General features: G+C 62.3%; 28 protein-coding genes and 1 pseudogene. 19 read left to right on the top strand and 10 right to left on the bottom strand.

Annotation, left to right across the window (positions count from 1 at the left end; all coding sequences use genetic code 11):
* The first annotated feature begins 14 nt into the window (after positions 1–14).
* Positions 15–383, top strand: coding sequence for a PRC-barrel domain-containing protein (locus QX094_RS25815; RefSeq protein ID WP_315711829.1), 369 nt, complete (start codon positions 15–17; stop codon positions 381–383).
* Between the two features lie 84 nt (positions 384–467).
* Here QX094_RS25815 and QX094_RS25820 read toward each other — a convergent pair whose 3' ends face one another.
* The gene (locus QX094_RS25820; protein WP_315712614.1) at positions 468–743 is read right to left on the bottom strand and encodes a hypothetical protein; all 276 of its coding nucleotides are present in this window, start codon (positions 741–743) and stop codon (positions 468–470) included.
* Between the two features lie 266 nt (positions 744–1,009).
* Positions 1,010–1,165 carry a hypothetical protein gene (locus QX094_RS25825; RefSeq protein ID WP_315711831.1) on the bottom strand — a complete coding sequence of 52 codons (156 nt, stop codon included), beginning with the start codon at positions 1,163–1,165 and terminating at the stop codon, positions 1,010–1,012.
* Between the two features lie 1,121 nt (positions 1,166–2,286).
* Here QX094_RS25825 and QX094_RS25830 point away from each other — a divergent pair.
* The 3 genes from QX094_RS25830 to QX094_RS25840 all read left to right on the top strand — a co-directional run bounded on the left by QX094_RS25830 (position 2,287) and on the right by QX094_RS25840 (position 5,278).
* The gene (locus tag QX094_RS25830) at positions 2,287–4,323 is read left to right on the top strand and encodes an acyltransferase family protein (RefSeq protein ID WP_316175378.1); all 2,037 of its coding nucleotides are present in this window, start codon (positions 2,287–2,289) and stop codon (positions 4,321–4,323) included.
* A 148-nt stretch (positions 4,324–4,471) separates the two neighbouring features.
* Positions 4,472–4,945 carry a hypothetical protein gene (locus QX094_RS25835; protein ID WP_316175380.1) on the top strand — a complete coding sequence of 158 codons (474 nt, stop codon included), beginning with the start codon at positions 4,472–4,474 and terminating at the stop codon, positions 4,943–4,945.
* A 120-nt stretch (positions 4,946–5,065) separates the two neighbouring features.
* Entirely contained in the window at positions 5,066–5,278 is a 213-nt protein-coding gene (locus QX094_RS25840) for a hypothetical protein (RefSeq protein ID WP_315711835.1), read from the top strand.
* 635 nt (positions 5,279–5,913) lie between these two features.
* Here the strand turns inward: QX094_RS25840 and QX094_RS25845 are convergent.
* The 7 genes and pseudogenes from QX094_RS25845 to QX094_RS25875 all read right to left on the bottom strand — a co-directional run.
* Positions 5,914–6,648, bottom strand: a pseudogene (locus QX094_RS25845) (FkbM family methyltransferase); the annotation flags it as partial.
* A 264-nt stretch (positions 6,649–6,912) separates the two neighbouring features.
* On the bottom strand, positions 6,913–8,043 hold the full coding sequence (locus QX094_RS25850) for a RelA/SpoT domain-containing protein (RefSeq protein WP_316188294.1): 1,131 nt from the start codon (positions 8,041–8,043) through the stop codon (positions 6,913–6,915).
* Between the two features lie 38 nt (positions 8,044–8,081).
* On the bottom strand, positions 8,082–9,236 hold the full coding sequence (locus QX094_RS25855; RefSeq protein WP_316188295.1) for a site-specific integrase: 1,155 nt from the start codon (positions 9,234–9,236) through the stop codon (positions 8,082–8,084).
* A gap of 260 nt (positions 9,237–9,496) precedes the next feature.
* Positions 9,497–9,682, bottom strand: coding sequence for a hypothetical protein (locus tag QX094_RS25860; protein WP_316188296.1), 186 nt, complete (start codon positions 9,680–9,682; stop codon positions 9,497–9,499).
* A complete protein-coding gene (locus tag QX094_RS25865; RefSeq protein WP_316188297.1) occupies positions 9,679–9,957 on the bottom strand; it encodes a hypothetical protein in 279 nt (92 codons plus the stop codon). Before QX094_RS25865 ends, QX094_RS25860 begins: the two co-directional genes overlap by 4 nt.
* Before the next feature lie 43 nt (positions 9,958–10,000).
* The gene (locus tag QX094_RS25870) at positions 10,001–10,231 is read right to left on the bottom strand and encodes a hypothetical protein (protein ID WP_316188298.1); all 231 of its coding nucleotides are present in this window, start codon (positions 10,229–10,231) and stop codon (positions 10,001–10,003) included.
* A 355-nt stretch (positions 10,232–10,586) separates the two neighbouring features.
* On the bottom strand, positions 10,587–11,435 hold the full coding sequence (locus QX094_RS25875; protein WP_316188299.1) for a helix-turn-helix transcriptional regulator: 849 nt from the start codon (positions 11,433–11,435) through the stop codon (positions 10,587–10,589).
* A gap of 361 nt (positions 11,436–11,796) precedes the next feature.
* Here QX094_RS25875 and QX094_RS25880 point away from each other — a divergent pair, with 361 nt between their 5' ends.
* The 14 genes from QX094_RS25880 to QX094_RS25945 all read left to right on the top strand — a co-directional run bounded on the left by QX094_RS25880 (position 11,797) and on the right by QX094_RS25945 (position 19,758).
* On the top strand, positions 11,797–12,294 hold the full coding sequence (locus tag QX094_RS25880) for a hypothetical protein (protein WP_316188300.1): 498 nt from the start codon (positions 11,797–11,799) through the stop codon (positions 12,292–12,294).
* The gene (locus tag QX094_RS25885; RefSeq protein ID WP_316188301.1) at positions 12,291–12,761 is read left to right on the top strand and encodes a DUF2312 domain-containing protein; all 471 of its coding nucleotides are present in this window, start codon (positions 12,291–12,293) and stop codon (positions 12,759–12,761) included. Before QX094_RS25880 ends, QX094_RS25885 begins: the two co-directional genes overlap by 4 nt.
* Positions 12,761–13,249: an HNH endonuclease gene (locus QX094_RS25890; RefSeq protein ID WP_316188302.1), complete on the top strand. Its 489-nt coding sequence runs from the start codon at positions 12,761–12,763 to the stop codon at positions 13,247–13,249. The genes QX094_RS25885 and QX094_RS25890 overlap by 1 nt, the downstream gene beginning before the upstream one ends.
* Complete coding sequence (locus QX094_RS25895; protein ID WP_316188303.1) at positions 13,249–15,090, top strand: MT-A70 family methyltransferase; 1,842 nt, start codon at positions 13,249–13,251, stop codon at positions 15,088–15,090. Before QX094_RS25890 ends, QX094_RS25895 begins: the two co-directional genes overlap by 1 nt.
* Positions 15,087–15,278 (top strand): hypothetical protein, encoded by a 192-nt coding sequence (locus tag QX094_RS25900; protein WP_316188304.1) that lies wholly within the window; start codon positions 15,087–15,089, stop codon positions 15,276–15,278. Before QX094_RS25895 ends, QX094_RS25900 begins: the two co-directional genes overlap by 4 nt.
* Entirely contained in the window at positions 15,271–15,675 is a 405-nt protein-coding gene (locus tag QX094_RS25905; RefSeq protein ID WP_316188305.1) for a hypothetical protein, read from the top strand. The genes QX094_RS25900 and QX094_RS25905 overlap by 8 nt, the downstream gene beginning before the upstream one ends.
* Before the next feature lie 229 nt (positions 15,676–15,904).
* A complete protein-coding gene (locus tag QX094_RS25910; RefSeq protein ID WP_316165380.1) occupies positions 15,905–16,204 on the top strand; it encodes a hypothetical protein in 300 nt (99 codons plus the stop codon).
* Positions 16,201–16,482, top strand: a complete 282-nt coding sequence (locus tag QX094_RS25915; RefSeq protein WP_316158757.1) for a hypothetical protein — start codon at positions 16,201–16,203, stop codon at positions 16,480–16,482. The genes QX094_RS25910 and QX094_RS25915 overlap by 4 nt, the downstream gene beginning before the upstream one ends.
* On the top strand, positions 16,479–16,736 hold the full coding sequence (locus QX094_RS25920) for a hypothetical protein (protein ID WP_316188306.1): 258 nt from the start codon (positions 16,479–16,481) through the stop codon (positions 16,734–16,736). Before QX094_RS25915 ends, QX094_RS25920 begins: the two co-directional genes overlap by 4 nt.
* Entirely contained in the window at positions 16,703–17,017 is a 315-nt protein-coding gene (locus QX094_RS25925) for a hypothetical protein (protein WP_316188307.1), read from the top strand. The genes QX094_RS25920 and QX094_RS25925 overlap by 34 nt, the downstream gene beginning before the upstream one ends.
* Positions 17,014–17,274 (top strand): hypothetical protein, encoded by a 261-nt coding sequence (locus QX094_RS25930; RefSeq protein WP_316188308.1) that lies wholly within the window; start codon positions 17,014–17,016, stop codon positions 17,272–17,274. Before QX094_RS25925 ends, QX094_RS25930 begins: the two co-directional genes overlap by 4 nt.
* A 57-nt stretch (positions 17,275–17,331) precedes the next feature.
* On the top strand, positions 17,332–18,591 hold the full coding sequence (locus QX094_RS25935; protein WP_316188309.1) for a hypothetical protein: 1,260 nt from the start codon (positions 17,332–17,334) through the stop codon (positions 18,589–18,591).
* A complete protein-coding gene (locus QX094_RS25940; protein WP_316188310.1) occupies positions 18,588–19,193 on the top strand; it encodes a transcription termination/antitermination protein NusG in 606 nt (201 codons plus the stop codon). Before QX094_RS25935 ends, QX094_RS25940 begins: the two co-directional genes overlap by 4 nt.
* Before the next feature lie 283 nt (positions 19,194–19,476).
* Positions 19,477–19,758 (top strand): HNH endonuclease, encoded by a 282-nt coding sequence (locus tag QX094_RS25945; protein WP_316188311.1) that lies wholly within the window; start codon positions 19,477–19,479, stop codon positions 19,756–19,758.
* On the opposite strand, the gene QX094_RS25950 is transcribed toward QX094_RS25945, so the two are convergent.
* Positions 19,755–21,005: an acyltransferase gene (locus QX094_RS25950; RefSeq protein WP_316188312.1), complete on the bottom strand. Its 1,251-nt coding sequence runs from the start codon at positions 21,003–21,005 to the stop codon at positions 19,755–19,757. The two genes, QX094_RS25945 and QX094_RS25950, sit on opposite strands and share 4 nt — an antisense overlap.
* A gap of 177 nt (positions 21,006–21,182) precedes the next feature.
* On the opposite strand from QX094_RS25950, the gene QX094_RS25955 reads away from it, so the two are divergent.
* Positions 21,183–21,674 carry a hypothetical protein gene (locus tag QX094_RS25955; protein WP_316188313.1) on the top strand — a complete coding sequence of 164 codons (492 nt, stop codon included), beginning with the start codon at positions 21,183–21,185 and terminating at the stop codon, positions 21,672–21,674.
* Positions 21,675–22,077: the final 403 nt, after the last annotated feature.

Below are 22,077 nucleotides of genomic sequence, written 5' to 3' on the forward strand. Positions count from 1 at the left end.
ACCGGGAGGATCACATGACATCGATGCTCGATGAACGCGAATATGGCAACCTGATTGGAAGCGACAAGGTCGAAGGCACGGCCGTCTATGGCGCCGACGACACCAAGATCGGCACCATCGAACGCGTGATGATCGACAAGCCGAGCGGGCGGGTCTCGTATGCCGTCCTGGGCTTCGGCGGTTTCCTCGGGCTTGGCAATGATCACTACCCGTTGCCCTGGCAATCCCTGAAGTACGACACGCGACTCGGCGGCTACGTTACCGGCGTGACCGAGAACCAGCTGCGGGGCGCGCCGAAATATTCCGACGAGCGTGAGTGGGACTGGGGGGATGCCGGGGCGGGGCGCAAGGTCGACGACTATTACGGCGTCCAACTCGCTTAGGACCGCCGACCTCGTTCATTGCGCTTGCGAGGCTGCCGACGAACCTCGCGTATCGCGGCCTTGTCCGCGACTCCCGATGAAATCTCAGGCGGCCGGCGGCTGAGCGCCGTTTTCGGCCGCCGATCCAGCCATCATGCTGCGGCGGCTCGATAGCCAGATCGGAATCTCGCGGTAGCAGGTGCCTTTTTCATTCATCTCTGCGACCGTCCACCGGCTCGGATGCCGTTCCTTGCCGACGAAGACCCAGTCATCGGCGATGGGGGGAGGCTCATTCGGCCTCGTCCTCAGCCATGCCGAACGGGCTCCTTTCGGCAAGCGATCCTGCTTCATCTGATAGAGATCATATACTGGTGAACGCATGACGCTACTCGTCCTCAAGCAACCGCAATTCTCAACAGCCCCAGCGTGTCGCGTCGTCGCGGCGGAATTGTGGGAGCGGCGCGGCCAGGCTGTGCAAAAGCACGATCAAGCGTGTGATTGACGGCATCTGCCATATTCTTCGCGTGGCGCGTATCGCTTCGAAAAGGCGACGCGCGGGGCCGTTCAATAACCCCGCGAGTCGGGACCGACGCCGATCGCGTCCGGCAATGAAGAGTCGCCAGCCCGCGACCGGTTGACTGATCAAATCAGAAGAAGGCGTAGCTGAGATCGAGACCGTAGGTGGCGTGGAGGATGAAGCCAAACGCCGTGGCGCCGCAGAGCATCAGGATCGTGCGCAGCTTCTCGGTGTCGATACGGGTCTCTTCGAGATGGGTCGGGAGAGCCTTGATGAGTGTTGTCATTGTGGGACCTCTGTACGCGAAACGAAGACGGAGAGTGAGTTATGAAAAGTATATCCGAGGTTGTTAGATCCCGTTTCTGGGGAGGTGGTTTTTGTAGAGTCCCAGAAGAGTTCTAATTGTGAAAGAGGAACCCAGCATCGTGCAGTTTTTGGGGCAAAGTTGCGGAAAGTAAATGATCAGTAAATTAAATCTGAGGTTGATATTAGTTGCGTGCAGTATTGTTGCACGTCTTGGCTGTTGAAAGAAGTTGCCAGGTTGCGGAGACGCGGCGCCGCACGTTTTTAAGCTTAATTCCTTCAGGGAGGCGGTTTGAGCGTGCTCAGCCTGCGCGGCTCGGTGGCGACGAGCACCATCCGGGCTACGGCGCCAATGCGGTTGCAAAAGCAACTCCAAGTATAGAGGCAGCTCACCTCGACCTCGGCCAATTTGTGGCGAGGTATTAACGGCTATGGCGATGTCGCCACTCGCTCGCCGGTTTCTTTGGCATGACTGGTATCATGTGGGTGGTGACGACGGAAGCCGGTCGCCGAAATCTCGCTGGCGGGTGTGCTCATCATACAACAGCCCCACATTCATCGAGCAGGGATCGCACGGGCGTCTCGTGTCGAGCCCAGTTGAGGCGCCAGCATGATGGGCAGTTCATGGATGATGATGGAGGAAGCGCGCGGTGATGAAGGCGCGTTGCTAGGCTTGGGCAAAAGAGAAGGCCCAAGGTTGAGTAGTTACCGACACCCGAGCGGCCGTCGGGTCGAAGGCTGCGTTGGGCAGCGCGCGCGAGCGCGGCGCATGGATCTGGCCTGCTCGCAAGGTGGGCCTGGACGGATGCTGCGCGTTCTCGCTGCTCTGTCGAGCTCTCGATCACCGTCCCCATGTCAGTACCGGGATGTCGCGACCGATCGCCAATCCTGCCGATGCGAAGCGGATGACGCCGCAGGCGGAATGGGCGCCGGCCGTGCCCGCTATCCTCCAGCATCCCCGCGTGATGGGCTCCTGAGGCGGTGCGGCAATTCGGATACACCAACCAACAACGGTATTTCCGTGTGTTTCTGAACGTTGCAATTCATTTTGGAACATGTCAGCAGGTAACCTGTTAGGGCGAACGGCCCGCCCAGGCTGCCAGCATGACGCGCACAAAGGTTTTGGAATACCGGCCGGACATCGATTGGCTGCGCGCCGTAGCCGTGGTTTCGGTCATTGGATTTCATTACGAGCTGCCGGGCTTTGGCGGTGGGTTTGTCGGCGTCGACATCTTCTTCGTCATCTCCGGTTATGTGATCTCCCGGCTCATTTGGACGGGCATTCAATCCGATTCGTTTTCCTTCATTGAGTTCTACGAACGGAGGGCGAGGCGGCTGCTTCCGGCGCTCTATTTGATGATCGTCGTCACCGGGATGGTCGCGTGGTTCTTGGCGCCTCCAGGCGACTACCGAATGTTCTTCGGAAGCGCGATCTCCACGGTGCTGTTTTCGTCGAACGTCTTCTTCTGGTCGCAGACCGGCTATTTCGATCTACCAACGATCGGGAAGGTTCTCATCCACACCTGGTCATTGTCGGTGGAGGAGCAGTTCTACTTCCTGTTTCCGGTCGTGACTTGGCTCTGGAGCCGGCTGTTTCCCGATCCAACGTCGAAGCCGTCGCTCGGGCTGGTCATCCTCGGAACGATCGCGCTGTGTGTGCTCGACGAGCTTTGGATCAAGCAATCGCCCTCGACCGCCTTCTACATCGCCCCGCTGCGGGCCTGGGAGTTCCTGATCGGAAGCATTGCGTTTTTCCTGCATCGATGGTCGCCGGTTGGAAGCGTGACGCGCCTGGCCTTCGCGGCCGCGGGCATGGTCTCCATGCTGCTTGCCGTGGTCATCTTCCGCGCAGAGACCCGCTTCCCGGGATTGCACGCGCTGGTCCCCTGTGTCGGTGCTGCGGTCTACATCGTCGCGTTCAATCAGGAGAAGGGCAGACCCGGGCTGCCATTCAGTGAGCTCGGAGCATTCCTCGGCCGTTTGTCCTACTCGCTCTATCTTTGGCACTGGCCGGTTTTCGTCCTCGGCAGGGCCGCGCTGCCGCTGGATGTGGCGACCTCGGCGGCAGCTACGGTTGGACTCCTGCTGTGCTCGCTGCTGCTGGCCTATCTGTCCTACGTCATCGTCGAGCGGCCTGCGCGCGCACGAACGGTATGGGTTGGCGTGCGAGGCTCCCCGGTGATCGCGGGCATTGCCGCCGTCATGGTCGCGGTCGGAGTTCACGGCGTCGCGCATGACGGCTACGCCGATCGCTTCCCGCAATCACAGGCACGGATGCTCCGGTACGATTCCCGGACGATGGAGCCGTTCTATCGTGCGCACAGCTGCTTCTTGCAGCCCGATGAGCCGGCATCGGCCTACGATTTCGAGGCATGCCTGAAACCGGCTGCAAACAAGCGCAACATTCTGCTCGCCGGCGACAGCCTGGCCGCGCATTATGCCTGGGCGTTGCGCGGCTACCTGTCGCCCGATACCTACCATCTTCTGCAGCTCACGTCAGGGGGCTGCCCGCCGTTCGTCGAACTCAAGCTGAGCAGCTCGCGAAACTGTAACGACGTCAATCAGCTGCTGCGCGATCAGATCAAGGCGCACCGCTTTGACGCCATCATTTTTTCCGGCAATTGGCGCGCCTATCTCGAAACCTATGGCCGGCCTCCCGCACGGCGCGTCGACGGTTATTTGAACGCGCTGCTGGCGGTCGCTCAGGAAACGGGCGTTCCCGTTCTGCTGCTCGGTCCCTCGATCGAGTTTCCAGCTCCCTTGGCTCCGACGTTGTTCAACCATGAGCAGACGCACGTCCCGATCGGCAATTCGCTGATGCCGAAAGACGCGTCGTTCGAGGCGGACGATCGTCTGAGAGAGATCGCCCGCGCGTATCCGCTCGTTCAATACGTTTCCATTGTCGACACGATTTGCAGCAAGAGGCGTTGTCCGCTGACGATTGACGCGGAAACTCCGATCGTCTGGGATACCATCCATTTCACCCCGGAAGGCTCGAGGTTCGTCGTCTCGCAACTCGCGCCGCAACTGGATGCCTTCTTGCGAAGGCTGGAGCAGCCCTCCGAGACCGGAACGAACGAGCTCATGGCTGGTGACGGTCCGGCGGCAACCCGGAACCTTGCCCCCTCCCGCGTTCAATGATGGAAGCGAACGAGCACGGGACCTGCGGGAGCCATGAACTTCGGCGGGTGTCGTGCGTTCGCCTGCCGTTGATGTCGGACATTGCCTTCGCGCGGCCGCGAAAGTGATCCAACGTCATCGCGTTCTCAAGCCGTTCGGGACGACACACATGAATCCGATCATCAAGGCGATGGCAGTGCTTGCGTGCGCCGCCTGCGGGAGCACCGCCGCGACGGCCCAATCGGTTCGCTGGAACACCTATAGGATCCCGGAGACCGGCACATCGGTCGACATTCCGGTCTCGATCTTCAGCGACACGGCGGGCCAACCCGAGGGCTACGGCCAACGCTTCCAGACTGCCGACGGCCGCGCCAATCTGACCGTGCAGTCGGTATCGAATAACGCGCGGGAGTCACCTGCGCGGTTCCTTGCCAGGAAGAACCCGCCGCCGAATATTCAATACAAGCGCGTCACCTCGCGATTCTTCGCGGTGTCGAGCTACAAGGGCGACTACGTCTGGTACAATCGCTGCAACTTCGTTGGCGGCTACGTGCACTGCGTGCTGATCAACTACCCCCGGGTCTGGGAGCGCGCTTGGGACGGCATCGTCACCCGCATCAGCCTGTCGCTGAACCGAAGCTGAGGGGGGCGCTTAGCGAAGTCTTCGGCTGGCGGCTTTGATCCACCTCAATGATACCGTCGGGCTCCTCTGAATAAGCTTCGGCTTCATTTCAGCCGCCGCTTACAGATGAGCCAGTCCTTCATGGCCGCAGCGTCCTTCACCGTACGGGCCGAAAGCGCCAGCGCGATCGCTACCATCAGGTGCCGCAGCGCGCAGGACGCGCTGCTGACGGCCAATGCCTATCTGCGTCTCGGCGCCGCCTGCGTCAGCATCGAGATGCCCGGCGGACAAAGCATGAGCCCGGACCGGCTCGATGCGCTGCTCAACGATTCTGGCGGGCGCATCGGCTTCTGAAATCGGGCGTCGGCCGCACCGCCACTCTTCCCTGGCGTGATCGCGACGGCTTGTGCGGGAGCATTCCAGGCTCAGGATGACGACGCTTCGACGCGGTCGTCGGGGAGCGCCGTCGGCCACGAGACATCGGTAATGTAGGGGCCGTACAGGACATCCTGGCGCCGCTGGTAAATGATCGTGAGGGCGACGGGGCGATGAAACAGATTGCAGTCAAAATGGCTAGTTCGAACATGGTTCAACTCCATCGCCCAGCACGTGGCGGATGAAGGGCGTCGGCGTCAAATGGAAGCCGGCGTTAAGCTGAAGAGGAAAGCTTAATGCACGCGAGGCATCCTGCGTTGCAGGCGAACAGCCAAAGCAGGACCGCTGGGTCCGCGCGGCTGAACCTCGGGTCGAGAGTCCGGCCGCTCGGCGCGCGCTACTCAGCGACGGTCGGCTGACCGGTATCAAGCTCCGGAAACATCGCCCGGCAGCTCAGGCAATAGGATTCGAAAAATAAAGCTCAGCAACGTGGACATCGGTAACCCCCATCAGTCGATGTGATGCTGGGCAACTTGCCGGGGGACTGTTTCAGGACGACTTCGTGCGCCCGGCGAAGTGGTTTCGATCGGTGCCAGGAAAGCTTCGTGGTCACAGGACGTCGGCGCGCGCACGCTCCTGAAGATGAAGTTGTTGCAATAGTCCTTCCGCTTCCAGAACCATTCGCCATCGGCGCGCTGATGGATTTCCGGGTCGAAGGCAGACAACGGAAGCAATCTCCCGCGGCTCAGGAATTGGCCCCGATAGCCGAGACTCCGCAGGAGCAAGAATGTCTCCTTCACCCTGTCGAGCGTCGCCAGGCGGCGGTCGCACTCGACCACGATCAACGGCCGGCATCGGCGCAAGGTGCGCTCGGCGCCGCGCAGTACGTCGAGTTCGGCACCCTCGACGTCGATCTTGATCGCAGAGACGTTTGCGGTGTCGGGGAGATAGTCGTCCAGCGACGTCGTCTGCACCTGGATCGCCTTCGAGGTCTCGGCGGGCCGGAGCAGCGAAGCTCCGGGCTGATGCCCTTCGGGAACGAACAGGGTTTTCCTGCTGGAGCACGAATAGACGGCGCGCGGTTCGACGACGACATTGTCGAGCGAGAACCGGGAGCAGAGCCGCGCCAATCGTTCGGCAAGATCCGGCTGGGGCTCGAAGGCGATGACCCGCCCCGGCGCCGACCACCGTGCCAGCCAGTAGAGAAAACTGCCCTTGTTGGCGCCGATGTCGCAGACGATGTCGCCGCGCCGGATGTGACGCTGCAACTCGGACAGCTCCGTCTTGTGGTCGCGGAATCGGGACCGCAGGATTCTGACCAGAAACCGGGATGCCTCATGTTTCGCCAACCGAGCCCCCCAACGCCATGGCTACGCGCCCGCCAAACGAGGGCGGGCTCGGGTGCGCACGCCCTGTCGTTCACGGCAATGCTTCAAAATGGACGAGTGGCGGGGCGCCAGGATGGCGCTGGCGTGGCGATTGGCGATCCCAGCAGGACTCGAACCTGCAACCCGCGGAGTAGAAATCATGCGCGCAGGATGCGCAAATATTAATAATATCAATAGTTTAAGCTGCAACGCTAGGCATGGTAGGGGGCTTTTCCGGGATTCGCCCTAAGTGGACTTCGGATTTGGAATGATCAACGGAAGGCTAAGTTGCCCAGTGAATACGCGACGGGCCCGACCTTGTCGGGCTTGCCTTAGGAGTTCCAGGAAAATGCGGGTATCAGCAAAGTAATTGGGATACGCTCGTTGTAGCGCGGCCAGTGAGTCGACTGCAACTAACACGACGTCCGTCCCTTCCCCTTTTATTGCAGATTCTTCGTTAGAGTAGGCCTGTTGCGCCTTTTCGGCTTCATCTGCCTTAAACCCGGTAACGGCGAGGGTTTCGGTCCGAGTGTTGAGTTTAAGTAAGTAGTAGTGCGCGTCGTCGGTATCGTTGGTCAGTCGCTGTAGCGCATGATTATATGCACTAAGCCTTTGCTCAACGTTTAGGCGTGCAGCAGTGTGGTCCAGCTCAGATTTTAGTTCGGATGGAGAAGCCGGCGTCAAGGGGACCAACGGTGTACGCTCGCGCAAAGCGATGGCGGAACTCATCAACACAAAAAAGCGAAGCCATGCATCTGGTCCAATCGAGGATTTCAGCGCCTCTCCGAGAAACGTACCCACCGTCTCTACAGCGGTCGCCCATGCGTGTTGATATTGAGATCGGATCTGCATCTCGATCTTCAATCCGTTGAATCGGCGCCCTCCTTCTTTGTCGGACAGAAAGCGATAAACGCGGTGAATCCCTCGATATCCGGACTCCTTGGGTTGAAAAATATAATTGTCTCGATGCACCAGGCTGTGCTTCATCTGGCTCTGGTTTTCGTAAAACTCATCGAGAGCTCGGACTCCTGCCACCGATTTTAGGACAGCTCGACAGCCGCCAATGTCCTGCATCTGTGATAGTTTCATATCCGGCCGAATATCGAGTTTGTTCGCAATGGAAATCAGCCGTTTGGTCCTTTGCGCAATCAAGGGTTCGTCGTCGAAACGGCGGGCGGCACGACGAAGATTCATCTGCAAAACGTTGAGGGGATAAGCGTGACAACCCCGCCAGTTGTTTACGACCGTAGACATCCGGCGGAACGCCAAGTAATCGTCGGCCGACCATTGTTCCGTGTCAATATTGAGCAGGCGAACTAATTCGCGCCCCTGTCGGTTGATTTCCTCCCGGGTGTATCGGCATTCTGTCCAAGTCATAAGAATGTCTCGATCAAAATGTGCAATCCAAGTCTATATCACGACTTCGGAAGGATGTGGGATTTTGGACGAGTGGCGCTGCGTCCGGCTGACGCGGTTTCCTCCATCGCCTGCCGCAGATCCTCGACCAGCGCGTCCGTATAGAACGTCGCCGTCGTTTTAATGTCCGTATGTCCCAGTAGCGTCTGCACAACCTTGAGGTTTCGGGTCCGCCGTAGCGTGCGCATGCCCGTCGTATGGCGCAAATCGTGGATGCGGGCGGCGATGCCGAGCTTTTTCCAGCGCCGCGCATAGGTGGTGAAGCCGTAATATGTGATGGGATAGCGCTGGCCCTTGATCCGCTGTTCGCCATTCTTCGGGTGCTTCTTCCAGGTGCGTTTGGCGGCGAAGGTGAATACGTAGACAGGATGATCGCCGCGCCGGCGCCACAGCATCTGATAGGCTTCCTTGGTCAGCGGGATCACCCGCGGCTGGCCCCCTTTGGTGATGACACGGATGACCGCTAATTCGAAATCGACCTGGGGCCAGGTCAGGAACAGGTTGCCCTTGCGCAGGCCGGTGATGATGGCAAATCGCCTGACGTCGGCATAATCGCGATCCTCCGCTGCGTCGAGCGTCGCTTCCTCGGCCGCCGAGATCTCGCGGATGTGGCGCTTGACCTGCTTCAGCCGGTGCTTGCGCCACTTCGGCATCTTGACGATCGCCGCGTTCCAGTTGTCGGCGGCGCGGTACATGACCTGGCGCAGCAGGTCGATGGTGCGGTTGACCGTGCGCGGAGTGATCGGACGGTGCAGGATGACCTTGCGGCCGTTCTCGACCACGGTGCGGTCGCGCCTTGTATCCTTCCGTCGCTCAGTGACCATGCGCGAAACGGCGTCGTCGCTGATGGTGTGCAGATAGGTTCGTGCGCCCATGATCTCGACCAGGCGATCGAGCACGCTGCGGATGCGCTGGTCGGCCAGGGTCGAGCCGTGCTCGGTCCACCAGCGGTCGCAGGCAGCCTTGAGGGTCAGAGGCGACGAGCCCTCGGCCTTCAGTCGCTCGACGAGGGCGCGGGCTTCGATCTTGCGCGCGTCCTCGAAGGCCTGAGCCTGACGTTCATCCCGGAGCTTTGTGGAGCCGTAAAAGCGAAGATGTTCGATCTCGAAGTCGTACTGCCAGTAGGGGCTCTTCCGGGTCTGGTAGATGGACATGAGCGCACTTTCGGCTGGGCTGGCTCCGGGGCGGACAGGGCCTCGAGGAAGGCGGCCACGTCGCGTGGCATGAACACGCGGCGGGGCTTCTTCCGACCACATCCTTTGATCCGCCCGGTGAGCCGCCCAGCCTCAATATGCCGCGCCAGCGTCTTGCGGTCCATGGGGAGCAAGCGGCAGAGCTCCGGCAGTCCGATTGTCGCCTGGATGGCGAAATGGGCCTCCAGGGCGGCCGGAAGGGCTGGCAGGGGCATGTTGCGTCAGACCTTCGGTGGCTCGCGCGCGGGCAGGCCAGGGACGGCGGCGACGGCCTTCTCGGCAACCTCGGACGTACGCTCGATCACGGCGCGCAAGATCTCGGCGCAGTCCGCACGGCCGATGCCGAGCACGCCGCGCGCCTGCAGCTCCTCGTCGAGGTGCACGGCCATGACAGTGATCACGCTCATTCTGCCGCCTCGCGAATGACCAGGAAGACCCTATCGCCCCTGCGCTCGGCCAGGCCGCGCGCGATCGCCTTCTCGACGGTGGCGTTTCTGAAGCGGCGCCCGCGGCCGTCGGTGCGCCACTGAGCGTTGCCTTCCCGGTGCAGCGGCCCGCGCGCCAGCACGGCGATGCACTGATCGACCGTGCTCGGCCACGGCTTGCGGTGATATTCGTAGATGCGGCGTTCGCCGCGCTTGGTGATGTAGGTGACCCGCTGCAACTGATGTTTCAGCTTCATGACGCGGCCTCGATGCGGGTGAGGAGGGCAGACCGTCTGATGATCATCGCGACACCGCGCAGTCGGTCAGGACGGCGAGAATGGGCCTGTCGGAGCAGGCCGGACGTTCCGACGATGCAAAGCGGGCAATCAGTCCGGCGCCGGCAAGCGGCACCATCGCAGCCAACACGATGACGACGAGCGCGGCCGCCAGCGGGGCATGGGTCTCCTGCGGGCCGTGCCGCAGTAGCTGCTCGCGCCGCCAGCGAGAGGTTTGTTTCTGTCTGTTAACCATCGGAACTAACCTTTCGTTAGCCATGGCTTGCGCCACCGGAGGTAGGCGAGCACAGTTAAGACAATTGGGAAGGATCGACCTGGCCGTCTGCGATGACATGCATTCTTATCAAAATATTTTTGAAACTCAATCCGATCGCTCAAAATATTTTTGAAAGCGGATGGGGCTCGCTCGGACGGCGTGCCGCAAGGCGGGGTTGGGAATGGGGAAGAAGGGGGAGGCCTGGCACCGGCGACATGCGCTGTCGCTCGTGGGTCAGTTGCCTGAGGACGTAGACGACGCGCTGCTCGTCATCGCCTACATGCGGGACGTTGTTGAGAACTTCCTTGTGCCGGACCGTGAGCCTGCGTCGCTCTCAAGCGCGCGCGGAATCGTCGCCAGCCTCCGGCTCGTGCAGACGCCGATCAAGGTCGACGCTGAGGCCCCTCCGCTCTCCGTTGTAGAGCCAGTCGAGGGACAGTCCGGGGATGATTCGCACTAGCTTTTGCGCGATTTCGATGCTGAGCGGGGCGCCGCGCTCGAAATTGTTCCAGCGGGCAGGGGATATATCCAACTTTTTTGCGAAGGCCGTCTGGCTGCTGCCGCTCGTGATCTCGCGCAGTCGTTTAAGCCTTTGAGTGCGTTCACGATCTGGCGGCGTTTCGGGTTGCTTCGCAGGCGGCTTTTTCATCGCCGCGAAGGATGGCGCAGGCATCGCTAAAATCCCATTAAAGAAACTTGGTTGTTGAGTTTCAAAATAATTTTGATAGCGGTCGGGGTTATGGACATCCCCCGACGCCTTGAAACCACCGAACAGATCTTCGACGCTCTCGGCATCGAAGCGATCATGACACTGACCGGCGGGAAGTACCCGGCGGTCCACTGCTACAAATCGTCCGGCAAATTCCCGCCGAAGACCTACGTAGTCCTGAAGGCCGCTCTGTCTGCCATCGGCGCCGATGCGCCTGACAGCCTCTGGCAAATGATCGAGCCGGACCCTGTCGCGCTTGCTGGCGTCGTGCAGCGCCTGCCGTCCGCTGCTGGTGATGAGGTGCTGCCATGACCGGCACCGTATCAGGCCAGGGCGGCGCCGGTCGATCCGGCGGGCAGGGCGCGCAAGGCAATTATTTCGGCCTGTGGATATCGGTTTTTGCGATCTCGCCGCGCGGCTGTGCGCGGCTGTGGAAAAGTCACGCCGCGCCTGTATTTCAAGGCGTTTGCGCAACGGGCTCCCGGGGTGGGCCCTCACCGGCTGGGGCGGGTTATGACGCCGCCTCAGAAATCGAAGCTCAACTGGGTCGGCCAGGAACGGGTGTGAGCACAGACGTGCTCTTTCCGTCCCAGCCGGCGCCGGTCGTACGCTCGCACGTACACGAGCTGCGGCTTCGCCATGTCTGTCATGGCGGACTCCTTCGCTGGTCGCGGGTGGAAGCCCGCGGGCTCCGGCGCGCGGACACGCGCCGTCGAGCATGTGAGCCTGGCCGATTGGCCGGCAGCGGAGGCAGGCCGGTGAGGGCCCCGCTTGGGATTGTAGCGGATGGGGCCCGGTTGCAAGCGGCAATCCACAGCAATCGTGGGGTGCTGGCATGAGACCGGATGGCTCCATCGGCCCGCGCAAGCGCAATGACCGGATGGCGGCCGTGCAGGCTGTGGCCGACGAGGCGCTGATATCGGCCGCCGGCGACATGTTCGCGGCGGGCCTCGACACCCGTGAGATGGCGGCGCGGCTGATCGTGCCAGAGGCGGCCGTCACGGCGGCGCTGCGCATGGCGCGTGAGCGGCAGCTCGGCCTGGCGCCTGCGCCGATGTCCGTGGCGCGCGTGGATGCGGCTGGCTTCTCCGAGGATGCTGAGACCGTCGTCGGCGCCGAGCAGGTCGTCTCGATGCCGCATGTGATGGAGCTGTCGGTGCGTGGGGATCTGGCGGTCCGCGTTCGTATCCGCGGCATCGACGGGCAGCTGCTGGTCGACGTCGCGATGACGGCGAAGCGCGCGCTGCGCGCCGCCGGCTTGTTCAAGCTGGCCGCTGAGCGCGCCGATCCGTCGCTTTTGGCCGATGCGCAGATCCTGGAGTTTGGCCGATGAGCGTCGCCACCACCGAAGGCCGCGAGCTGCTCAGCTCCTATATCGAACGGATCGAGCGCATCGTCGAGGAGATCGTGGCGCTCAAGGATGATCAGAGGGTGCTGTTCGCCGAGGCGAAGGCAAAGGGCTTCGACACCAAGGCGATGCGCCGGATCATCAAGCGGCGGCAGAAGGACCAAGGCGAGGTTACCGAGCAGGAGTCGATCGACGGCATCTACATGCATGCGATCGGCATGACGTCGGAGCATCCGCTGCACGCCCAGGTCAAGCGCCTGACGGCTGACGGCATCGGACGCGAGCAGGTAATCGAGGCGCTGCAGCTGCTGATCCCGGTCAATGGCGAGATCATCGCCAGCGTCGGCGGCCACCCGATGCGGCTCTGGCGGACGGCGGACGGCAAGTCGTTTGCCGAGGAGTACGTGCCGCCGCTGTTTCAGGACTTCATGAACAAGCGGAAGGCGTCGTGATGATCCGCGAAACCTTCGACCTTGCCCGGCGACCGGTCGATCTCCATGCCTTCGACCTGATCGACCTCAGCGGCACGCCGTGGCGCCGGATCTGGTTGTCGGTCCGCGACGACATCTCGTGCCTGGTCGACGCCGAGGATTACGAGTGGCTGTCGGAGACGACTTGGAACGTCTCCTGGGGCTCGCGCACGCCGTGGCAAAAATACGCCAAGCGCAATGTCGGGCCTGACCGCGCGACGCTGCGCATGCATCGCGAGATCATGATCAAGGCGGAGCCGCGCTCGGACCGCTTCATGCGGACGCACGTCGTCGACCATATCAACGGTCAGACGCTCGACAACCGCCGTTGCAATCTGCGCTGGCTGACGCACCGCCAGAACTGCGGCAACCGCACGCCGCGCGAGCAGATCCCGTCACTCGATTCCATCGTCCTGCGGCTCCTGGCCGATCTCGGTCATCAGCCGGAGCTTGCGGAGGTGCCGTTCTGATGACCTTTGCTTTTCATCCCTATGCCGAGCTGTTTCCGCTGATCGAGGGCGCGGACTTCTACGATCTGGCCGAGGACATCCGCATCAACGGCCTGAAAGACCGGATCATCCTGATCGGGCAGGGCGAGGCCGCCGTGCAGATCCTCGACGGCCGCAACCGCTACCGCGCGCTCGTCTGGATCATGTCGACGGGCGAGGGTGTGGGTCCCGGTTGGTCCCATGCGGGGGTGCATGAGGGCGACAAGCTACAGGCCGCCGATATTCTCGATGTCGGCAATTGCTTCCTGTTCCGGCAATTCGCGCAGGCGGTCGACGGCGACCCTCTCGATTTCGTGCTATCGCGCAACCTGCATCGGCGCCAGATGTCCGCCGACGAGCGGCGCATGGTCGGCGCGCGGCTGGTCACGCTGAGGCAGGGGCGCCCCGAACAAACTTCGCAATCTGCGAACATTAGCCGCGAGCAGGCGGCCAAGATCACGCAGGCTGACGTTGCCGGCATCGACCGCGCCAGGTCGGTCATTGCGCATGCCGCGCCGGAGATCGTCGAGGCGGCCAGCCGCGGCAAGATCTCGGTTGCTGCTGCAGCCGAGATCGCAGCCCAGCCGATCGAGCGCCAGGCCCAGATCGTGGCTTCGCTGCCGCGCGACGCCGAGGGGAAGCTGACCGCCGATGCCAAGAAGATGCTGGCGCCGGTCATCAAGGAAATCCGCAGGGACAAGATCGCGGCGAAGAAGGAACGGCGCGAGGAGCGCGAGGCGGAGTTCGGTCGCAAGATCCAGGCGCTGCCCGACAAAATGTTCGGCGTCGCGATCGAGGATTTCGAATGGGACCATGAGACATGGTCTGCCGCGACCGGCACCGAGCGGCATCCGTCGATGCACTATGAGACGGCCGCGGAGGCGCGAACGCCTGAGGAAATTGTAGCGCGTTGTGCCGAGCGGTTCGCTTGCCTCGCCGACGACTGCATCCTGTTCAAGTGGACGACGATTCCGCACCTCTCGGTCGCCATCAAGGTGATGGAGCTGCAGGGCTTCACCTACGTCACGCATCTGGTCTGGGACAAGCGGCGGATGGGTGAGGCGCGCGGGATGGGCTACTGGTTCACCGGCGAGCATGAGATCGTGCTGGTCGGTGTGCGTGGCAAGGTCGTGCCTCCGGCGACGGCGCATTTCCGCAGCGTGTTCACCGAGCCGGTCGGCGCGCATAGCGAGAAGCCGGACAACATTCACAGGATGATCGAATTCCACTGGCCCAACGTGCCGAAGGTGGAATTCAACGCGCGTAGTCGCCGGCCTGGCTGGGAAGCCTGGGGCTTTGATGCGCCCGACGAAAACGTTCAGTTTGCGGACAGCGGCGAGTCACTGCGTGCTGCAGATCTGCCAGCCCCGCCCGCGCTACCTCTAGCGTCGGAGGATGGGATAGTCGAACCGGCTCCAGTCGACCAGGACAACGGAGCCGAAACCGCCGTTCCGCCGGCGGGCAGACCTGGCCCTGGCTTTCCTGATCTCGAGATCCCGCCGTTCCTGCGCCGGACGTCGTCAGCGATTGCGGTTGAGCAAGCCGAGATGGATCTTGCGCGCAGCGACCGGTTGCCCGGCGAGGTCGTCGACGGGCATCTGCAGACGCGGCTGCCGCTGACGTCGGATGAGCTGGAGTTGCAGGCGGCGCTGCGCGCGATCGACGCGGGCGAGGCGATCGACGGCGGGATGGTGCGGCACCTGATCGGCGCCGGCTTCGCGCATGCGACGACGAAGCGGATCATGGTGACCGACGACGGCCGCGCTTTCCTCGCGCAGCTCGTGCGTCCCGCGCTCGCGCCAACTGCTGAGTTGCGGCCATGAGCGACAAGATCCCCCTGCGCCAGCAAATCGGCGCCATCAACGTCGAGATCCGCGAGCGCAAGGTCAAGCCGGGGATGAGCCGGTCGCAGGCGGAATACCACATCTCGCGGCTCGAAGCGGCCGCCGCGACGCTGGAATGGCTGCAGGCCAACGAGGCGCGCATCAAGGGGGGGACGGGCAATGGCTGAGATCCTCAGCTGTCGGACGCTGACGCCGCGGCAAATGCGGCGAGTCATCCTGGAGTCGCCCTATGCCGGCGACATCGTCGCCAACGTCGCCTATGCGCGCGCCTGCGTGAAAGACGCGCTGCTGCGCGGCGAGGCGCCGTTGGTGTCACACCTGCTCTATACGCAGCCGGGCATCCTTGACGATGACAATGAGCGCGAGCGCGCACACGGAATCAATGCTGGACACGCCTGGATGCACCTGGCCGATGCGATCGTCGTGTGTACCGATCGCGGCGTCTCGCGCGGGATGGAAGCCGGCATCAGCATGGCCCGATTCAACGGCGTGCCGATCGAGTATCGCAGCGGCATCACCTATCAGGTCGGCGGCGCGGACTACCTCGCGGGGTATCGCCGATGATCAATCAAGCCGTTCTCGCCGGATTCTTCGCCGCCTGCTGCCTCTGCTGGTTCCTGGGCTATTGGCTCGGTTGGCGGCATCGCGGGTATTCGCCGAGCAGCCGCTGGGCCGTGCGCTGCGTTGGCGGCGAGACGTTCATCCAATGCGATGGGCTGTTGGCAGCTCCGGAGCTTGAACAGCTTCGGCGCGATTGGGCGGAGGGCTTCGAGGCTCGCGCGCGAGGTGGCCAATGATCATCATCCGCGTCGAGCTCCATTCCGCCATCACGCGCCAAGTCACCGAGATCGCCCGCATGCGGATCTGCAACATCGGCGGCACGCGCGAGTATGGCGACTATCGCGCGGAGACCTTTCGCGGGCGCTCGGCGCAGCAGCTGGCGCGCCTCGTTCGTCAGCGTTCCGCCGATCTCACGAAGTACCCGCGGCTGCGCGTTCACGTCTGGCATCTCGTTGCCCAGGCGCTGGTCGCGATGGGCTACGCGGGCGCGGGTCATATCGAGCAGCAATCTGATCTTCTGGAGGGGCCATGAGCGAAGCGGGCGCGTCGAGCAAAGGCAAACAACTCATCAAGGCATGGCAGCAGTCCGTCGAGCGCGAGGCGCGCGCTCGTCGCGAAATGACGGAGGCGGGGAACGCCGAGCGTGATGCGCGCAAGGCGCTCGGCGGCTGGCTCATGCCGTCGGACGCGAAGCCGAATGAGACCTTCTCGATCTGGGATCGTGATCAACACGATCAGGAAGTGATGTTCGAGGTCAAGTGCTGCGGCGCGGGCTCGATTCCGGAGATCAGGACCCGGGCGCGCCGATGACCAGCACCCGCCATCGCTGGGGCGAGAAGGTCCGCTTCCTCAACAAGACAGAGCAGGAATGCGTTCGCTGCGAAATGGTGAAAGTCGGCCGGCGCGAGGCGCAGGGCGGCCACGATCTCTACTGGACCGAGTTCTGGCGCGACGAAGAACGTATCGACGACGGCGGCCACACGCCGCCGTGCGATTTCAGATGCGAGCAGCCGAAGGCAACGGGGGCCACATGGACACCAGGGGCACACGGCATCTCTCGATAGCGGAGTTCGTCGAGGCCGTGCGCAACGCCGCGCCTGGCGCCTCGATCATCTACGCGACCGGCGATCTCGCCTATAGCGCACAAGGCGCGCCAGAGCTGCATGCCGTCCGCGCCAACGCGCAGTTCTGCGTGCAGGCCAAGCAGGGCGTTCTCGTCCAGCGCCGCCGTCCTGATCTGCCCTTTGCCGGCGCAGGCGGAGGTTGCTGCTTCGACTATCTATTCGTGAAGGCGCGGGGCCAGGCGTCACCCCCAAGCTCCTCGATGCTGGAGGCTGCCGAATGACGGACGTCCTGTTGCGCGCTCTGGCCGGCAATGGGGAGGTCTCGATCAAGCTCGCGACCGTCATCTGCTTGCTCGCCACCGACGGCGCCAAGCTGGGCGAACTCGAAGATGCCGAAGTGCTCGGCCCGGATGGTCAGCCGAAGGCCTGCAAGCGGCTGCGGCGCGCCTGGTTGGATCGGCTGGCGCTGGCCGTCGAGCGCGGGGCGCTGGCCCGGATGAAGCCGGAGCGCGTCGTGATGATCCTTCTGCAGGGGTGACCCTGCTGTGCGTGGCGTGAACAGCTTTCCCTGCCTTTCGAATGTGAGACTGCTAACATGACTGCGTTTCGTGAGAAGCGCCGGGCCCGACACGTCGCCTCCGATGAGGCACATGCATGGGCGCGCTCGCTAGACCTGAGAAACCCTCCGGCGAAAAGCGTGCTGCGCTCGGCCGCGCTCTACGTCAACGGCGAGGCGTGCTGCTTCGTCGGTCTCGACCAGCTGGCAAAGGACACTGATCTCTCGGTTGACACCGTGCGCCGCCGGCTGGTCTGGCTCGAGGAGATCGGCGCCGTGTCGCGCATCGCGCAATGGATCGACGACAAGGGCGTGCGCAACGGCGACGGGCGCGGCAAGCGGACGACGGACCTGATCCGGCTGCATGTCGAGGCCGATCCCGATGAGATCGAGGGACGCGCGCTCGGCCGGATCGAAATCGAAGATAAATCAAGGGCGTTTAGCCCTGGCAGGCAGCAAGGGCTAAATTCCGCGCCGGAAACGGTTAGCCCTGGCGTAGCCCTCGGCCAGCCCTCGCAGTGCTGCGACCACCTAAACTCTGAACCTGAACCTGAATCTCCCCCCTTACCCCCCTCCGGGGGGCGGGAGGCTGCTGGCGCTTGTGAGGAAGGCGAAGCGGAGCCGGAGCATTTCGGGCCGGCATGGCAGGGGTATCCGGAACACGAGGCGATGCGGCGCGATCTCGCACTCGCCGAATTCCGGGCGCTCGCGGCTGACGACCAGAAGCTTTGCAGGGCGGCTGTGCCGGACTATGCGGCGCAGATCCGCAAGCTGAAATGGAAGCCACGGGCATTTCACCTCTGGGTCCGGTCCGGCGGTTTTCGGGAGTTTCCGAACGCGAAGCTCCCCGACGAGCGGCCACCGCCTCCGGAGCGGCGCCTGATCCAGGGCGAGGAGCTTGCCGGCTTCACGGTCGCCTTGCGCATCGCCGAGCGGCGCGATCCGGTGCTGGTCGCTGATCAGCAGCTCGGCCGCGGCGTCTGGCGCACGATGCCCGTGCAGCCGGATCTGCTGGCGCTCGCGGCGTTTGTCGACGACGCCGGGCGGGACAGCTGGGAGATCGTCGCCGAGGGTTCGGAGCGCTTCGCGGCCTGGCGCGACCGGCTCAAGCTGTGGCTCGGCGTTGAGCCGAAGGCCGAACGCATCTGGCTCGAGCCGCACGATCCATCCGTGCACGGCCTGTCGCCGATGCACCCGAATTTTCGAGTCCGCAAATCCATCAACGGCTTTCGCGTGCCAAGGCCATTCCCGCCAAGGCGCGACGGCACGTGGTCACCAGCAGCAGGGGAGAGAGCATGAACATGGGTTATCAGATTGGGGACTTCGCGGGCTACGTCGACCTCGCCAAGCTCCATGCGCCGGCGGCGGCGCCAGTGCCGCAATGCTGGTACATCTTGCGCACGCATCCGAACTGCGAGGCGAAGGTGATGAAGGCCTTCCGGCTGCGCAACATCAGCGCGTATCTGCCTGTGATGACTGTGTCGAAGGAATTCCGGCGCATGCGCAGAGGGTTCGAATGGATCGAACGTCGCGATGTCGTGTCGCCCTTGATCCTCGGCGCCGTGCTGATTCCGGACTTTGAGGAACGCTGGCAGTGCTGGCATGGTGTCGACGGGGCGATGGGGCTGCTGCGGTTTGGCGACTGGACGCCGCGTCTCACGCCCAAGCTGTTCGAGGACATCAGGAAAATCGAAGACATCGCCAACACGCCGAAGAGCAAGCGGGCGCGCGCATTCGAGGTCGGCCAGTTGGTCCGGGTGCTCAACGGACCGTTCTGCTACTTCAGCGCTCGCGTCGAGAGAATTGACTCAAGGGGCCGACTCAGTGTCGGTGTCGAGATATTCGGGCGCATCACTCCGATCGATATCGACGAGGGTGACATCGAAGCGGTTGAAGCTTAGTGCGCATCATCTCTGGCGCGCTTGGTGCCAGGTGGCCAAGGTCACCAGGACGCTTCGAACGGAGCTAACCACTCCGGCGCATCCGCCACCAGCAACAGCTGGTTCGCGGAAAAAAGGTGGAATCTGCCGAAAGCCCGGCCTTCGCGCCGGGCTTTCGCGCGTCACGGGGTAGGTGCACGCGGATTGGCCGATGGTGGTCTGAGCGCACCCGCTTTCTTTGTTGTTTCCTCCCTTGACTTGGGCCGCCTGTGGCAACGCAGGCGGCCCATTTGTCTTTGGGAAGATGCCTCCGCAGCCGCCCTGGAAGTCCTGGTACAAGACCGCGCGCTGGCAGCGCCTACGCCTGCAGACGTTCCTGCGCGATCTCTACACCTGCCAATGCGGCTGCGGCCAAATCGAGGGCAAAACCTCGCTCCTCGTGTGCGACCACAAGATCCCTCACCGTGGTGACGAGCGCCTGTTCTGGGATGAGACCAACCTGCAGACCCTGCTGAAGTCCTGCCACGACAGCCGCAAGCAGCAGGCCGAGCAGTCATCCCTCCACACCCGCGGCATCTGGCATTAAGGCCGGTCCTGTGCTGCGGGAACCGGTCGCTCCGTGGGTAGGTGTGCCACACGGCCGCGGGAGTTCGAAACGTGGTTCAGCCCGCGATCCCTACTACTCGCATTGTACGGATCATCAAGCATTCGCCTGATGATGCGCCGCGCGGGCATTTCAATCAACCGCCAAGACAGGAGCGAAACTCCCGCGATCGCAGCCAGACAGCCCAACATCTGGATCAGCTCGGCTGCACCATGCTTCTTGAGATGCGGCTGCACGACACCGACGATAATCGGGTGGGTAAGATACATCGAATAGCTCGCCTCTCCGAGCAGAACAATTGGCCGAACTGAAAGTAGCCGGGTAAGGGCGTTTTGATTTTTTGCACAGACGAATATCATAATGGCCACGAACGGCGCGAACCCGAAATTCAGATGAAGTACCAGCAGGGGCCATGGAGATCCGTGCACTTCAAACATCTCCCATTGGAGGGCGATGGTCCCCGCGATTGCAACTACGGACAAGTAAAGTGCTTGCATTTTGGTGATCGGCTTAGGTGTGCGCTGAACAAGAGCAGACACCAGCACGCCCAAGATGAACTCAAGAATGCGAGAGTAGGGTGAAAAGTAGAGGAGCCAGCGGTAGAACCCGGTGAGCCAGACCCCACCGAGATCGCCCCAGGTATCAAGCCCGAAGGTCTCGAGTTGAGCGCGATATAGTCCGGCGATGATCACTGCCGCTAATGCGAGCGCGCAGAACGAGATGATGCTGGGCACAAGTCGCCTTGGTAGGACGAGACACAGCGCCGGGAATGACAAGTAGAAAAACACTTCTGTGCTGATGGACCATGACACACTAGTCATGCTTCCAAACTGAGATGCTAGAGGCTTGCCGAGGATTGGCAAATAAAGCCAAGTCTGGGTCAAGGTCAGGTAGAAGGGAAGCGCAATCAGGTCATCGACTGGTGGGCGCCGAATGACCAACTCCGTAGCGAGTGCCAAAAAGTACAGCGGATAGAGCCTAGCAAAGCGCGCAACGAAGAACTTGCGTAGGCCGGACTTGGTGCCAACGATGTCGGAGTAATTGTGGTGGATCACGAAGCCACTTAGGACGAAGAACAGCGTCATGCCTAAAGCTGAGAGGCTCGAAAAAAACGAGAATATCGGCCCGTGATCATCCGACCGGAAAACCCACAGCAATGAATGGCTAATGATCACCGAGAACGCGGCGACAAACCGCAGTCCCGTCAACGCAGGCAAGAACGATTTCATGGTTCCCCCTTCAAACGAAGGCGAATTTAGTTTCTTAGAGACGGGGCCACAACCAGCTTCGGTGGATCGTAAGTCAGGACAAATGGTGGTTGTGGGATAGGGGTGGGGGGTGGGTCATTCCTCCGGACCCATCGCCGCGCCGACCGGCCGCTCTCTCACGCATAGGTTTTTTTCCTCGTGGCAGATAATTTCGACCTGTTTGGTGATCCCATCCCGGCCAATTATGGTGGCAAGGGGCGGCCGCCTCATATCCCGACGACGGAAAACCGGAATCGGGTCAACATGTTGCTCGCGTGCGGTTGGAGCAATGAACGGATTGCCGGCGCGATGCGCATCACCGAGCCGACGCTGCGGAAGCATTATTTTTCGGAGCTGAAGAGCCGCGATGTCGCGCGCGACCGGTTGAACGCCGCGTTGCTGATGAAGGGCTTCGAGGGTGTGCAGAAGGGCAACGCCACCGCAATCCGGCTCTTCCTGCACCTGGTCGAACGCAACGACCTGATGCAGTTCGGCCAGTCTCTGCGACCCGCGCGCATCGATAGGTCGGAGAAGGCGGCCAAACCAGCCAAACTCGGCAAGAAAGAGGAAGCTCTCTTGGCTGCGCGACAGCCCGACGTCGGCTCGCCCATGGGCGAGCTGATGGCCCGTCGCCAGCAAAGCATGAACTAACTTCGGGAGCGAGGCATGAGGCGCCACATCTCCGCGATGTTTGTCTCGATTGCGCGTTTCTGATCTCGCTCCCTCTCAAGTTTGTTCGTTTCGATAAAGATTGGCGTTACCCTGGTCCTAGCCGCGAGCCGATCTATCTCGCGACGGGTGGCGCCGCCCGGATGGCAAGCAACGATCATCACTCTGAGGCCTGAGTATTTCAGTAGGAAATCTCGGCCTTCTTTGATTTGGCCGGGCGTGTCGCCGCGACTGGACACGCCGACAGCATATTTGCGAATGGGCAAGCGAAAGATGCCCAATACATCCCGGGCCTCCGTCTCTCTTCGGTATTCGAGGTATCGAGCCGTAAACGCTCGGATCGAGCTGCTCTTGCCGGTATTTGCAGGCCCGCAAAGGCAAATGA

It is taken from the genome of Bradyrhizobium sp. SZCCHNS1050, from assembly GCF_032484785.1.
GTDB lineage: Bacteria > Pseudomonadota > Alphaproteobacteria > Rhizobiales > Xanthobacteraceae > Bradyrhizobium.